The sequence below is a fragment of the Nonomuraea sp. NPDC000554 genome, assembly GCF_040300065.1.
Lineage (GTDB): Bacteria > Actinomycetota > Actinomycetes > Streptosporangiales > Streptosporangiaceae > Nonomuraea.
Genome location: NZ_JBEPDC010000007.1, coordinates 334,711 through 347,101, shown reverse-complemented (window position 1 = coordinate 347,101; position 12,391 = coordinate 334,711). Strand labels below are relative to the sequence as shown.

Annotated in this window: 11 protein-coding genes; 6 read left to right on the top strand and 5 right to left on the bottom strand. The window is 70.7% G+C overall.

Going from position 1 to position 12,391, the window contains the following annotated elements; translation table 11 throughout:
* Window positions 1-35: 35 nt before the first annotated feature.
* Complete coding sequence (locus ABT294_RS17015) at window positions 36-878, bottom strand: oxygenase MpaB family protein (protein WP_350806619.1); 843 nt, start codon at window positions 876-878, stop codon at window positions 36-38.
* Window positions 879-1,117: 239 nt separating this feature from the next.
* Here ABT294_RS17015 and ABT294_RS17010 point away from each other — a divergent pair, with 239 nt between their 5' ends.
* From ABT294_RS17010 to ABT294_RS16990, 5 genes are read left to right on the top strand one after another with little or no spacing between them, the layout of a single operon-like run.
* Window positions 1,118-2,116 (top strand): ABC transporter permease, encoded by a 999-nt coding sequence (locus ABT294_RS17010; protein WP_350806617.1) that lies wholly within the window; start codon window positions 1,118-1,120, stop codon window positions 2,114-2,116.
* A gap of 9 nt (window positions 2,117-2,125) precedes the next feature.
* Window positions 2,126-3,913, top strand: a complete 1,788-nt coding sequence (locus tag ABT294_RS17005; protein WP_350806616.1) for an ABC transporter substrate-binding protein — start codon at window positions 2,126-2,128, stop codon at window positions 3,911-3,913.
* A 51-nt stretch (window positions 3,914-3,964) separates the two neighbouring features.
* Entirely contained in the window at window positions 3,965-4,945 is a 981-nt protein-coding gene (locus ABT294_RS17000) for an ABC transporter permease (protein WP_350806615.1), read from the top strand.
* Window positions 4,945-5,958 carry an ABC transporter ATP-binding protein gene (locus tag ABT294_RS16995; RefSeq protein WP_350806614.1) on the top strand — a complete coding sequence of 338 codons (1,014 nt, stop codon included), beginning with the start codon at window positions 4,945-4,947 and terminating at the stop codon, window positions 5,956-5,958. Before ABT294_RS17000 ends, ABT294_RS16995 begins: the two co-directional genes overlap by 1 nt.
* Window positions 5,955-6,989, top strand: coding sequence for an ABC transporter ATP-binding protein (locus tag ABT294_RS16990; protein WP_350806613.1), 1,035 nt, complete (start codon window positions 5,955-5,957; stop codon window positions 6,987-6,989). The genes ABT294_RS16995 and ABT294_RS16990 overlap by 4 nt, the downstream gene beginning before the upstream one ends.
* A 243-nt stretch (window positions 6,990-7,232) precedes the next feature.
* On the opposite strand, the gene rpe is transcribed toward ABT294_RS16990, so the two are convergent.
* Complete coding sequence (gene rpe, locus ABT294_RS16985) at window positions 7,233-7,922, bottom strand: ribulose-phosphate 3-epimerase (RefSeq protein ID WP_350806612.1); 690 nt, start codon at window positions 7,920-7,922, stop codon at window positions 7,233-7,235.
* A gap of 307 nt (window positions 7,923-8,229) precedes the next feature.
* Here rpe and ABT294_RS16980 point away from each other — a divergent pair, with 307 nt between their 5' ends.
* Window positions 8,230-8,634, top strand: coding sequence for a hypothetical protein (locus tag ABT294_RS16980; RefSeq protein WP_350806611.1), 405 nt, complete (start codon window positions 8,230-8,232; stop codon window positions 8,632-8,634).
* Window positions 8,635-8,785: 151 nt separating this feature from the next.
* On the opposite strand, the gene ABT294_RS16975 is transcribed toward ABT294_RS16980, so the two are convergent.
* The 3 genes from ABT294_RS16975 to fmt all read right to left on the bottom strand — a co-directional run bounded on the left by ABT294_RS16975 (window position 8,786) and on the right by fmt (window position 12,390).
* Complete coding sequence (locus ABT294_RS16975) at window positions 8,786-9,292, bottom strand: GNAT family N-acetyltransferase (RefSeq protein WP_350806672.1); 507 nt, start codon at window positions 9,290-9,292, stop codon at window positions 8,786-8,788.
* A gap of 660 nt (window positions 9,293-9,952) precedes the next feature.
* The gene (locus ABT294_RS16970; RefSeq protein ID WP_350806609.1) at window positions 9,953-11,464 is read right to left on the bottom strand and encodes an RsmB/NOP family class I SAM-dependent RNA methyltransferase; all 1,512 of its coding nucleotides are present in this window, start codon (window positions 11,462-11,464) and stop codon (window positions 9,953-9,955) included.
* On the bottom strand, window positions 11,461-12,390 hold the full coding sequence (fmt, locus tag ABT294_RS16965; RefSeq protein WP_350806608.1) for a methionyl-tRNA formyltransferase: 930 nt from the start codon (window positions 12,388-12,390) through the stop codon (window positions 11,461-11,463). The genes ABT294_RS16970 and fmt overlap by 4 nt, the downstream gene beginning before the upstream one ends.
* Between the last annotated feature and the right edge of the window lies 1 nt (window position 12,391).

Sequence of the window (12,391 nt, the reverse complement as noted above, 5' to 3'; positions counted from 1 at the left end):
CAAATCGTGCGCGCGACCACCCCCGGCTTCGAATGTCAGGCGGCCGACAGGCGGCGGGCACGGCGGGCGGCCGGGCTGTAGCGCACCTGCTCGGGCACCAGGTGGAGGCCCGTGTGGAGGGTTCTGAGGGTGGCCGTGGCCCATAGGTCGCCCACCGGGGTCGCCGGGAGGCCGTAGAGCCTCCTGGCCCAGCGCGGCAGCGTGGCGAAGGCGAGCAGCGTCACGGCCGGCAGCGCCGGTTTGAGCGGGGTGAGCAGCAGCGGCAGCGGCGCGTTGAGCGACAGGCGCAGCGGATGCGCCGCCTCGGGGACGAAGCGCAGGCCCGGCCGCTCGGCGTCGATGTAGTCGCGCAGCTCGGCGACGGTGCCGGGGACGGAGTCGCGGTTCAGCCCGACCACCTCGGCGGCGTCGCGCCACTCGGCCACGAACCGGTCGGCCTCCTCGTCGGACAGGCCGACCCCGGCGCGACGGGCCACCGACAGGTACGAGTCGACCTCGCCGACGTGCACCCAGCGCAGCGCGCCGGGCTCGTCGAGGCGGTAGCGCTCGCCGGTGTCGGGGTCGTACGCGGTCAGCGTGGCGTGGATCTTGCGGACCCGGCGTCCGGCCCGCTCGACCTCGGCCCGCGTGCCGTAGGTTCGGACGCGGACGAACTCGGTGGTGCGCACGAAGCGCGACCACGCCTCTTCCGGGTTCATCAGCGCGGAGTTCTGCAGCACCCCGCGCATCGCCCTGGGGTGCAGCCCCTGCACCAGCAGGGCACGGAGGCCGCCTACCAGCAGGATCGGTTCGCCCATCACCCGCCAGGTCACCGAGCCGGGCCCGAACAGCCCATCGTCCCTCACATGTCGGCCGTACCCCGGCAGCGGCCCTTCCATGTCATGACGATGTCCTGTTTATTTCGCGATTCCGTGATAAAAGCAGGCAACACCAGGGAGCATCCTGACACCCCTCTCCATCGCAGGTCAACGGATGATGAGGCACGACCGTATCGACTTTCTACAACGAAATCGCGAAAGCCCCCGAAAGCATTGCCTGAGGATGATGGCCTCTGTAAATGTGCAATGAGGCCTGAATCACCCTCTTTCTGTCACATTGCTTTGGGGGCCCCGACCCGATGACGACACCGACGTCCACCGCCACGATCGACGCGACGTCCGTGGCAGAAATCCCGGAAGCTGTCGGCCGGTCTCCAGGCCAGCTCATGTGGCTCAGGTTCCGGCGGGACCGCACCGGGATCATCTCGGCCGTGATCGTGATCTTCTTCTTCCTGGTCGCCATCCTTGCGCCCGTTATTTCTGCTTTGTACGGAAAAGACCCGTACGTCCTTTACGGGCAGGACACCCCGGGACTGCTGAACGACTACGGCTATCCGGTACTGCCGAACGGCGGCATCAGCTCGGAGTACTGGTTCGGCATCGAGCCCAGCCTCGGCCGTGACGTGTTCACGCAGCTCATCTACGGCATCCGCACCTCGCTGCTGATCGCCGTGGTGGCCGCGGTCCTCACCACGATCATCGGCATCGTCGTAGGCATCGTCGCCGGGTACGCCGGAGGCAAGACCGACTACTTCGTCGGCCGGCTGATCGACCTGACGCTGTCGTTCCCGCAGGTGATCTTCATCATCGCGTTCACCCCCGTCGTGGACAGCCTGCTGGTGCCGTCCAACGAGGAGACCCCGGTGTGGCTGCGCGCGGTCACGCTCACGATCATGCTCACCCTGTTCGGCTGGGCCGGGCTGGCCCGGCTGCTGCGCGGGCAGGTGCTGTCGATGCGCGAGCGCGAGTTCGTGGAGGCCGCCAAGGTCACCGGCGCGTCGCCGGCCAGGATCGTCTTCAAGGAGCTGCTGCCGAACCTGTGGACGCCGATCCTCATCCAGTCGACGCTGCTGCTGCCCGCGCTGGTCACCTCCGAGGCGGCGCTGTCGTTCCTGGGAGTCGGGATGGGCGAGCAGGTGCCCGACTGGGGCCGGATGTTCCTGCGCGCCACCCAGGTCTACCAGAACGACATCACGTATCTGATCTTCCCGGGCGTCGCCCTGCTCGTCTTCGTGATCGCCTTCAACCTGCTGGGCGACTCGGTCCGCGACGCCTTCGACCCCAAGATCAAGCGCTAGAGGAGAACAATGACATACCCCAAACGGTCGGCTTCCGCGCTCCTGGCCGCCGCCTCACTGGCGCTGGTCAGCGCCTGTGCGGCAGGGAACCAGGGCGCTCCGTCGGGCGCCCCGGCCAGCGCGGGCGCCTCGTCCGCCCCCGCGGCCGCGGCCTACAAGCCGGCGCAGATCTCGCTCGGCACCCCCGAGGACTCCAAGGGCCCCGCGATCCCGCCGGAAGGCATGGTCAAGGGCGGCACGGTCACCATGATCGACCGGGACGACTTCGCCCACCTCGACCCGGCCCAGATCTACGTCAACACCGAGGCCAACATGGGCCTGCTCATCAACCGTGGCCTGACGGGTTACAAGCGCGTCGGCAAGGGCGAGTACAAGCTGGTGGGCGACCTGGCGACGGACGCCGGCCAGGTCTCCGACGGCGGCAAGACCTGGACCTTCAAGCTGAAGGACGGGGTGAAGTGGCAGGACGGCAACCCGATCACGTCCGCTGACGTCAAGTGGACGATCGAGCGGATGTTCGCCCCGTTCATCACGTTCGGCCCGCAGTACGTGCAGGCGTGGCTCACTGATGTGGATTACAAGAAGGCCTACCCCGGCCCGTACGGCGGCAAGGAGCTCGACAACATCGAGACCCCTGACGACAAGACGGTCGTCTTCAAGTTCAAGACGCCGCACGCCGACGCCAACTACGCCTTCGCCATGGCGGGCTACAGCATCGTGCCCAAGGCCAAGGACACCAAGGAGAAGTACGACAAGGAGCCTGTCGCCTCCGGCCCGTACCTCATCAAGTCGCACGTGGTGGACAAGTCCATCGAGCTGGCCCGCAACCCCAACTGGGACCCGGCCAGCGACCCGATCCGCGGCGCCTACCCGGACGTGTGGAAGATGGAGTTCGGCCAGGAGGCCCTGCAGATCTCCGACCGGCTCGAGGCCGACTCCGGGCCCGACCAGACGGCGTTCACCTTCTACGCCAGGATCCCCCCGGAGCGGCTGCAGCAGGTGCTGAACAACTCGAGCCTGGCCGACCGCCGGATGATCAGCCCGTCGCCGTACGGCAACTACTACTACTTCAACCTCGACCGGGTGAAGAACCAGAAGGTCCGCCAGGCGATCAACTACGCGTGGCCGGCCAAGCAGATCCAGCAGACGGTGGGCGGCCCCGCCGCCGCGGCGCTGCCGACGACGATCCTGAACGAGAACACCACGGTCGGCTACAAGCCGTACGACCTGTTCGAGAAGACGACCAAGCCCGAGGGCGACATCGAGAAGGCCAAGCAGCTGCTGGCCGAGTCGGGCACCCCCAACCCGACCATCGTCTACGCCTACAACCAGACGCCCAACCAGGAGCAGGTCACCGTGGTGATCAAGAACGCCCTGGAGAAGGCGGGCATCAAGGTCGTCGCCAAGCCGCTGGACCGCAAGACCTACTACGACTCGATCAGCCAGACCAAGAACGAGTTCGACCTGTACTGGGGCGGCTGGGGCGCTGACTGGCCCTCCGGCTCCACGGTCATGCCGGTCATCTTCGGCCCGGTCTCCGACGGCGGGCAGAACATGTCCCACCTGAACGACCCGACGGTCAGCGCCGAGATGAAGAAGATCACCGAGATGTCGGACATCGACGCGGCCAACGCGGCCTGGATGGACCTGGACAAGAAGATCCAGGAGACCATCACGCCGCTGGTCGTGGCCGAGAACACCATCTCCACCATGCTGCACGGCTCCAAGGTGGGCGGCGCCGAGATCGATCCGCAGCAGTGGATCGTCTCGCCGAACACCATCTTCGTGAAGCAGTAGCGCACCGCTCCGGGCGCCCAGCGGCGCCCGGAGCATCCTTTTGGAGATCTCGTGCTTCGATTCCTCACCCGCCGCGTGCTGGGGGCTCTGGTGATCCTGGTGATCATCTCGGCCGTGACGTTCTTCCTGTTCTACGCGATTCCTGCCGATCCCGCGCGGCTGGCGTGCGGCAAGGTCTGCCCGCCCGCGACGCTGGAGCAGGCCAGGCACAACCTCGGCATCGACCAGCCGCTCATGGTGCAGTTCACCTCGTGGCTCGCGGGCATCTTCGTCGGACGCGACTACGAGGGCCTCGGCCACTGCGCCGCCCCGTGCCTCGGCTTCTCGTTCGTCAACCGGGCCCCGGTGTTCGAGACCATCATGGACCGGCTGCCCGTGACGGTCGCGCTGACCATCGGCGCCGCCGTGATCTTCCTGGTCTTCGGCGTGGCCACCGGCGTCATCGCCGCCCTGAAGCAGGGCAAGGCGCTCGACAAGGTCGCCAGCGTCTCGTCGCTCGTCGGCGCCTCGGTGCAGATCTACTTCGTCGGCACCCTGGCCATGTACTTCTTCGTGTACCAGATACACCTGTTCTCGCAGCCCAAGTACGTCCCGTTCACCGACGACCCGATCGGCTGGTTCAACGGGCTGCTGCTGCCCTGGCTGGTGCTGGCGTTGATCTTCACCGCCAACTACACCAGGATGACCCGCTCCACGATGGTGGAGAACCTCAGCGAGGACTACGTCCGCACGGCCAGGGCCAAGGGCATGTCCGGCCGGAGCGTGGTCCTGCGGTTCGCCCTGCGCGGCACCCTGACCCCCATCGTGACCATCTTCGGCGTGGACCTCGGCACGCTCATCGGCGGCGCGATCATCACCGAGACCACGTTCGGCCTGCAGGGCCTCGGGCGCCTGTCCGTCCGCGCGGTCGACTACTCCGACCTGCCCACGCTGATGGCCACCGTGCTGGTCGCCGCGAGCGCGATCGTGCTGATGAACGTCGTCGTGGACGCCCTGTACGCCGTCATCGACCCCCGCGTGAGGCTGAGCTGATGTTCCTAGAAGTCAACGAGCTCACCGTCGACTTCCACACCGAGGACGGCGTCGTCAAGGCGGTCGACGGCCTGTCCTTCGAGGTGGAACGCGGCACCACCCTCGGCATCGTGGGCGAGTCCGGCTCCGGCAAGTCGGTGACGAACCTGGCCATCCTCGGCCTGCACAACCCGGAGACCTCCCGCATCTCCGGCAGCATCACCTTCGACGGCCAGGAACTGCTGGGCTCGTCCAGGTCCACCATGGAGAAGCTGCGCGGCAACAAGATCGCGATGATCTTCCAGGACCCGCTGACGTCCCTCTCGCCGTTCCACACGGTCGGGGCGCAGATCGCCGAGGTCTACCGCAAGCACCGGGGCGTGTCCAAGTCGACCGCCAGGGACCGGGCGATCGAGATGCTGGACCGGGTCGGCATCCCGCAGCCCAAGGTCCGCGTCGACGAGTTCCCGCACCAGTTCTCCGGCGGCATGCGGCAGCGCGCGATGATCGCCATGGCCCTGGTCTGCGACCCCGGCCTGCTCATCGCCGACGAGCCGACCACCGCGCTGGACGTCACCGTCCAGGCCCAGATCCTCGACCTGCTGCGCGAGCTGCAGGAGCAGTCCGGCACCGCGATCATCCTGATCACCCACGACCTGGGCGTGGTGGCCAACACCGCGCACAACGTCCTGGTCATGTACGCGGGCCGGGCCGTGGAGCGCGGGACGATGCGCGAGGTGCTGCGCGGACCGCGCCATCCCTACACCTGGGGGCTGCTCGGCTCGATGCCGAGCCTGCACCGGTCGGTGGACCTGCCGCTCGAACCGGTGCGCGGCACCCCGCCCAGCCTGATCAACGTCCCGCGCGGCTGCCCGTTCCACCCGCGCTGCGACTACAAGGAGCTGCTGGGGGCGCAGGTGTGCACCGGCGAGCGGCCCGAGCTGTCGCCGCACCGCGGCCACGGGGACGCCTGCTACCTGTCCATCGCGCAGAAGACGGAGCTGCGTACACGCTCCGGTGAGGAGAAGCAGTGACGGACAAGCTGCTGGAGCTGTCCGGCGTCGTCAAGCACTTCCCCGTCAGGGGCGGCTTCCTGTTCAAGCACCAGATCGGCGCCGTGCACGCGGTGGACGGCGTGGATCTGACCGTGCACGCGGGCGAGACGCTGGGCCTGGTCGGAGAGTCCGGCTGCGGCAAGTCCACCACCGGACGGCTGGCCGCGCGCCTGCTCGAACCCACCGCGGGCAGCATCACCTACGCCGGGCAGGACATCAGCCACGCCGACCGCCGCCGGCTGAAGCCCATCAGGCCGCAGATCCAGATGATCTTCCAGGACCCGTACTCGTCGCTGAACCCCCGGCACACGGTCGGCTCGATCATCCGCGGCCCGATGGACATCAACGACATCAACCCGCCCGGTGGCAGGGAGGCCCGCGTCAGGGAGCTCCTGGAGATCGTCGGGCTCAACCCCGAGCACTACAACCGCTTCCCGCACGAGTTCTCCGGCGGCCAGCGGCAGCGCATCGGCGTGGCGCGGGCGCTCGCGCTGGAGCCCCGGCTGATCGTCGCCGACGAGCCGGTCTCCGCGCTGGACGTGTCGATCCAGGCCCAGGTGATCAACCTGCTCCAGCAGCTCCAGCGGGAGCTGGGGATCGCGTTCCTGTTCATCGCGCACGACCTCGCGGTGGTCAGGCACTTCTCGCAGCGGGTCGCGGTCATGTACCTGGGGAAGATCGTCGAGATCGGTGACAGGGAGTCGCTGTACGAGCGTCCGCGTCACCCGTACACGCACGCGCTCCTGTCGGCCGTGCCCGAGGCGGACCTCGAGGCTCCGTCCCGGGAGCGCATCCGCCTGGCGGGGGACGTCCCGTCGCCCATCAACCCGCCGTCGGGCTGCCGCTTCCGCACCCGGTGCTGGAAGGCGCAGGAGAAGTGCGCGGTCGAGGAGCCGCCGCTCGTCCAGCTGTCGGGCAACCACGACGGCCACCTGACCGCCTGCCACTTCCCGGAGGCGCCCAGCGTCCACGGCGACGACGTGGTCCTGGACCCGGCCCTGCAGTCCTGACCCGCGACCGCGGCGGAGTCAGCTCCCGGGGCCGGTGATCGTGGCGATCAGCCCGGCCCCGCACATCGGAGCGGTGACGGTCGATCAACCCGGCCCCGCCTGCCTGGGCGGTGACGGGCGATCAGCCCAGCCCCGCACGCCTGGGCGGTGACCCACCGCCCAGACCTGTCGTGTCGCGTCTCAGGCCCTTCCACGCCGTCGGGTGCTCAGCGCCGGTCGTGGTGACCGCCCGCCGCCGGGCGCTCAGCGCCGGTCGCGGTGACCGCCGGAGAGGTGGGCGGCGGCCGTCGCCTGGGCGCGCAGGGCCTCGACGGCGGCCGAGGGGTCCCCGGCGCCATAGACCGCGCTGCCCGCCACGAACACGTCGGCGCCCGCCTCCGCGCAGCGCTCGATGGTGCCGGACGTGACGCCGCCGTCGACCTGCAGCCAGATCTCGCCGCCGTGCCGCTCGATGAGGTCGCGGGCGCGGCGGATCTTGGGCAGGACCAGGTCCAGGAACTTCTGGCCGCCGAAGCCCGGCTCGACCGTCATCAGCAGCAGCATGTCGACCTCGCCGAGCAGGTCCTCGTACGGCTCGACGGCGGTGGCCGGGTTGAGCGCGAGACCGGCTCTGGCGCCGAGAGAGCGGATCTGGCGCAGCGTGCGCACCGGCGCGCCGGCCGCCTCGGCGTGGATCGTGACGCTGCCCGCCCCGGCCTCGGCGTACGGAGGCGCCCAGCGGTCGGGGTTCTCGATCATGAGGTGGCAGTCGAGCGGGAGCGAGGTCGCCTTGCGCAGCGCCTCGACGACGGGCAGCCCGAGGGTCAGGTTGGGCACGAAGTGGTTGTCCATGACGTCCACGTGCAGCCAGTCGGCGGTCGGCACCGCGGCGGCTTCGTCGGCGAGCCTGGCGAAGTCGGCGGAGAGGATGCTGGGCGAGATCTGTACGGCCATGATGGCCCGAGTCTATTGAACGCCTCCCTACTCGCGCCGCCGCCCCCAGCCGACAGCGGGTGATCCCGGTCCCCGTCCCCGAGCATGAGCACCGCACACTCGGGAATGCGCCTCACGGAAGCCCGGCCCCCCAAGCCCAGGAGCACATCCGGGGATGGGCCTCGCGGCGGTCCCGGCCCTCCCGCCCCCACCTCAGGAGCACGAGCACCGCGCATCCCCGAACGGCCCTTACCTCCCATGCGGGAAGTCATGACAAAGATCTGTATAGTCCTCCATCGTTTGCTCTATGTGATCTAGGAGGATTGTGATGAAGCGCAAGCTGCTCGCACTCGCCGGCTCGGTGGCGCTCGGCGCCGGTCTGCTCGTGGGAGCCTCCAGCCCCGCCATGGCCGCCGGCTGCGCCGGGAAGCACCTCGACAACTGGCCGATCACCGGCGGCTACATCTCGGTGTACTACGACTCCTCGACCGGCAGGAACTGCGCGCTCACGTACACCAACAAGCCCGGCACGAGCCAGCACATCGGCGTGTGGCTCAGCGCCAACGGCGGCGGCAGCACCAAGCAGGTCGGCACGTTCAAGTACTACGCGGGCCCGGTCAGCGTGTACGGCAAGGGCAAGTGCATCAACTTCTCGGGCCAGGTGGGCAACGGCGCCATCGAAGGCGTCGTCAACGCCTACTGCGGCAGCATCGCCAAGCGCACCACCGGCTGACCCGATCCCCCGTCCGGGCGGACCCCGGACGGGGGCAGGGCACGGCCGACGGTCCGTGCGGGGGCCGCGTCGCGCCCCGCGCAGACCGCCCGGCCGCTGAACCCCGACGGTCCGTGCGCAGGCCCCGTCGCGCCTGCGCACGGACCGGCCGCTAGACCCCGAAGGCCGCCGGGTAGCGGATGGTGCCCGCGGGTACCGGGAGGGCGGGATCGAAGGCGAGCGCCATCATGTACCGGTCCTCGACCTCGAAGGACGGTCGGATGGCGTAGCCGGAGGCCGGGGCGAAGCCGAAGCGCGGGTAGTACTCGGCGTGGCCGAGCACGAGCACGAGGTTCTCCCCCTGCTCGCGGGCGGCCCGCAGGGCGGCGTGAATGGCCGCCGAACCGGCGCCCTGCCGCTGGCGCTCGGGCCTGACGGCGCACGGACCCAGGGCGAGCGCCGGGGAGTCGCCGACATGGCAGCGGGTGAGCAGCGCGAAGCCGGCGATCCCACCGCCGGGCGCCTGGGCGACCCAGGACAGGCCGGGGATCCACGCCTCCGGGTCGGCTCGCAGCGCCTCCACCAACTCGGCCTCGTGGGAGGTGGGGAAGGCGGCGAGGTTGACCTCGCGGATCTGGGCGACGTCGGCGGCGGTCTCGGGGCGGGTGATCCAGTTCATGGCGTTCGAGTCCGATTCTGTGTCCGCCTGCGGGCGCAGGACGTGGTCGGTGTGGCGGTAGTCCGCGCCGCGCTCACGGCGCATGGTGATCTCTCGCAGGATGGCCGTGACCGCCTCTGGCATCCCTGCCACGGCCAGGCCGGCCGCGTCAGCGCGTTCGGCCGGCGGCGTGCCCCGCGCCGGGCAGGCATCGGTGACGGCATCGCGAGGACCGCGATCCACGGGCACGATCCGGGCCGGTACGAGACCGGCCCCGCGGTGTTCTCCGAAGGCGTCGTCGAGCGTCGGCCCGTGCCGGGACAGGCCGACGTCCAGCGTCGGTCCGTGCCGGGACAGGCCGACGTCGGAAGGATCCGTGAAGTGGGATGGCAATGTGATGCACCTTGCGGGAAGGGGCCCCGGCAGGACGCAGACGCCACCCCCGCCCTGTGAACCGCCATCGACATGGCCGTCATCGACCCGAACCGCGGCCTACTCGGCCACCGGACGGCTCAGGGCGAGGGGAAGAAGTGGGTCAGACCGGGGCCCGGGACGTGAGGATTGTCCGGGCGCCGCACTGGGCAGCGGTCTGCACCGCGGTCATCAAACCTCACCTCCCTCTCATCCCTCGATCCGACACGAACGATCAACACCCTAGCACCCTGCGCGGCGCCGACCCCGTTACGGACGCCTGCGCAGCAGGGCCAGGAACATCGCGTCCGTGCCGTGGCGGTGGGGCCAGAACTGGGCGTGCGGGCCGTCTCCCAGGCCGCCGACCTCGGGCAGGTAGGCGCGGGCGTCGAGCTGGTCCACGTCGTTCCTGCGGCCGATGACGTCCCCCACCACGACGCGGGTCTCCGCCAGGTGCGGGGAGCAGGTGACGTACGCGACGACCCCGCCGGGGCGCAGGGCGTCGAGCGCGGTCGCCAGCAGGCGGCGCTGGAGCCTGCCCAGTTCGGCGACGTCCGCCGGGTCGCGGCGCCAGCGGGCCTCCGGACGGCGGCGCAGCGCGCCGAGGCCGGTGCAGGGCGCGTCGAGCATGACGCGGTCGAACACGCCGGGCCGCCACGCGGGCTCGAGGCCGTCGGCGGTGATCACCGCGGCGTCTCTGGTCGTCTGCCAGACCAGCCGCGCCCGGTGGTACTGCACGTCGGCGGCGAGCAGCCGCGCCCCGCCGGGAAAGGCCAGCCCTCCGCCCATCGACTCCGCCCCGAGCCCGGCAGCACCCGCACCTGACTCCCCGCGGAAGCCGGCGTCGCCGCTGGACTCCGCGTGCAGGCCGGCGAGGTCGCCGTGGGTGGCGATGGCGTCGAGGAGCCCGGCCTTGCCGCCGGGGCCCGCGCACATGTCGAGCCAGAGCTCGTCCTCGCGCCCGTCGAGCGGCACCCTGGCCAGGGCGAGCGCCACCAGCTGGCTGGCTTCGTCCTGGACGGCGGCGCGGGTCTCGGCGACCGCGGGGATCTGGCCGGGGTCGCCCTCCGCCAGGTAGGCGGCGTACGGCGAGTAACGGCCGGGATCGGCGCCCGACTTGGCGAGCTCCTCGACGGTGCTGCGGCCGGGCCGGGCGACCAGGGTGACCAGCGGGCGCGCGTTGTCGGCTGCGAGCAGCTCGGCGGTCTCCTCGGCGCTGCCGCCGAGGGCGTCGCGGAACGCGCTGACGATCCACCGGGGATGGCTGTGCACGACCGCGAGGTGCCCGGACGGGTCGTCGGCGGCGTCGGGGGCGACGATCGGCAGCCACTCGTCCACAGTCCGGGACGCGATCTTGCGCAGGACGGCGTTGACGAACTTGGCGGCGCCCGACCCGATGCGCAGCCGCACCAGGTCGACCGTGGTGCCGACGGCGGCGTGCGGCGGGACCCGCATCCTGAGCAGCTGGTGCGCGCCCAGCCGCAGCGCGTCGCGCACGTCGGGGTCGGGCCTCCGGTCGGAGCACATCTCGATGATCGCGTCGTAGGTGCCGAGCCCGCGCAGCGCCCCGTACGCCAGCTCGGTCGCCAGCGCGGCGTCGCGCCCCTTGAGCCCGCGCTCGCGCAGCAGCCTCGGCATGAGCAGGTTCGCGTACGCGTCGCGCTCGTCGACGGCGCGCAGGACGTCGAAGGCCGCGTTGCGCGCCTGGTCGCGTGGCGGTCGCCGCGGCGGCCCGCCCCTGCGGGCCTGGCCGCCCGGCCTGCGGGGCCGACTCTCGCTCAAGCGAACCTGTCCTTCGTGTCGGGCCGCACGCCGCGCGCCCACTCGCCGGCGCTCATCAGCCGCTTGCCCTGCGGCTGGACCTCGCCCAGCAGCACGGGGTGGGTGGCGGTGCCGACCAGCACCTCGTTCTTGGTGGCCGCGATCTCGCCGGGGGCGAGCGCGTCGGCCGAGGGGACGGGGCTGACCGGGCCGAGCTTCAGCCGGTGGCCGCGGAACTCGCTCCACGCGCCCGGGTTGGGGGCGCAGGCGCGGACGAGCCGGTCGACGCGCATGGCGGGCGCCGACCAGTCGACCCTGGCGTCGGTCACGTTGATCTTGGGGGCGACGCTGACGCCGTCGGCGGGCTGGGGCCGGGCTTCCAGCTTGCCGTCCTCGACGCCGTCGAGGGTGGCGGCGAGCAGGCCCGCGCCCGCGACCGCGAGCCGGTCGAGCAGGGTGCCGCTGGTGTCGTCGGGACGGATCTCCTCGGTGACCACGCCGTAGACGGGGCCCGCGTCGAGTTCCTTGACGATCTGGAACGTCGAGGCGCCGGTGATCTCGTCGCCGTGCAGGATCGCGTGCTGCACCGGTGCGGCGCCCCGCCAGGCGGGCAGCAGCGAGAAGTGCAGGTTGATCCAGCCGAGGCGGGGCACGTCGAGGGCTGACTGCGGCAGCAGCGCGCCGTAGGCGACGACGGGGCAGCAGTCGGGCTCGAGGGCGCGCAACCGGTCGAGGAACGCGGGGTCGCCTGCCTTCGCGGGACGCAGCACCTCGATGCCCGCCTCTTCGGCCAGCTCGGCCACGGGCGAGGGGTGGACCTTGCGGCCACGGCCCGACTGGGCGTCAGGGCGGGTGACGACCGCGACCACCTCGTGGCGGGGCGAGTCGATCAGGGCGCGGAGTGACGGCAGCGCCGTCTCGGGCGTGCCCGCGAAGACCAGGCGCATC

Excerpts from the sequence above, each read along its gene's own strand:
- ABT294_RS16975 (WP_350806672.1), bottom strand. The coding sequence starts at position 9,292 with ATGAACTGGATCACCCGCCCCGAGACCGCCGCCGACGTCGCCCAGATC.
- fmt (WP_350806608.1), bottom strand. The coding sequence starts at position 12,390 with ATGCGCCTGGTCTTCGCGGGCACGCCCGAGACGGCGCTGCCGTCACTC.
- ABT294_RS17010 (WP_350806617.1), top strand. The coding sequence starts at position 1,118 with ATGACGACACCGACGTCCACCGCCACGATCGACGCGACGTCCGTGGCA.
- ABT294_RS16995 (WP_350806614.1), top strand. The coding sequence starts at position 4,945 with ATGTTCCTAGAAGTCAACGAGCTCACCGTCGACTTCCACACCGAGGAC.
- ABT294_RS17015 (WP_350806619.1), bottom strand. The coding sequence starts at position 878 with ATGGAAGGGCCGCTGCCGGGGTACGGCCGACATGTGAGGGACGATGGG.
- ABT294_RS16980 (WP_350806611.1), top strand. The coding sequence starts at position 8,230 with ATGAAGCGCAAGCTGCTCGCACTCGCCGGCTCGGTGGCGCTCGGCGCC.
- rpe (WP_350806612.1), bottom strand. The coding sequence starts at position 7,922 with ATGGCCGTACAGATCTCGCCCAGCATCCTCTCCGCCGACTTCGCCAGG.
- ABT294_RS17005 (WP_350806616.1), top strand. The coding sequence starts at position 2,126 with ATGACATACCCCAAACGGTCGGCTTCCGCGCTCCTGGCCGCCGCCTCA.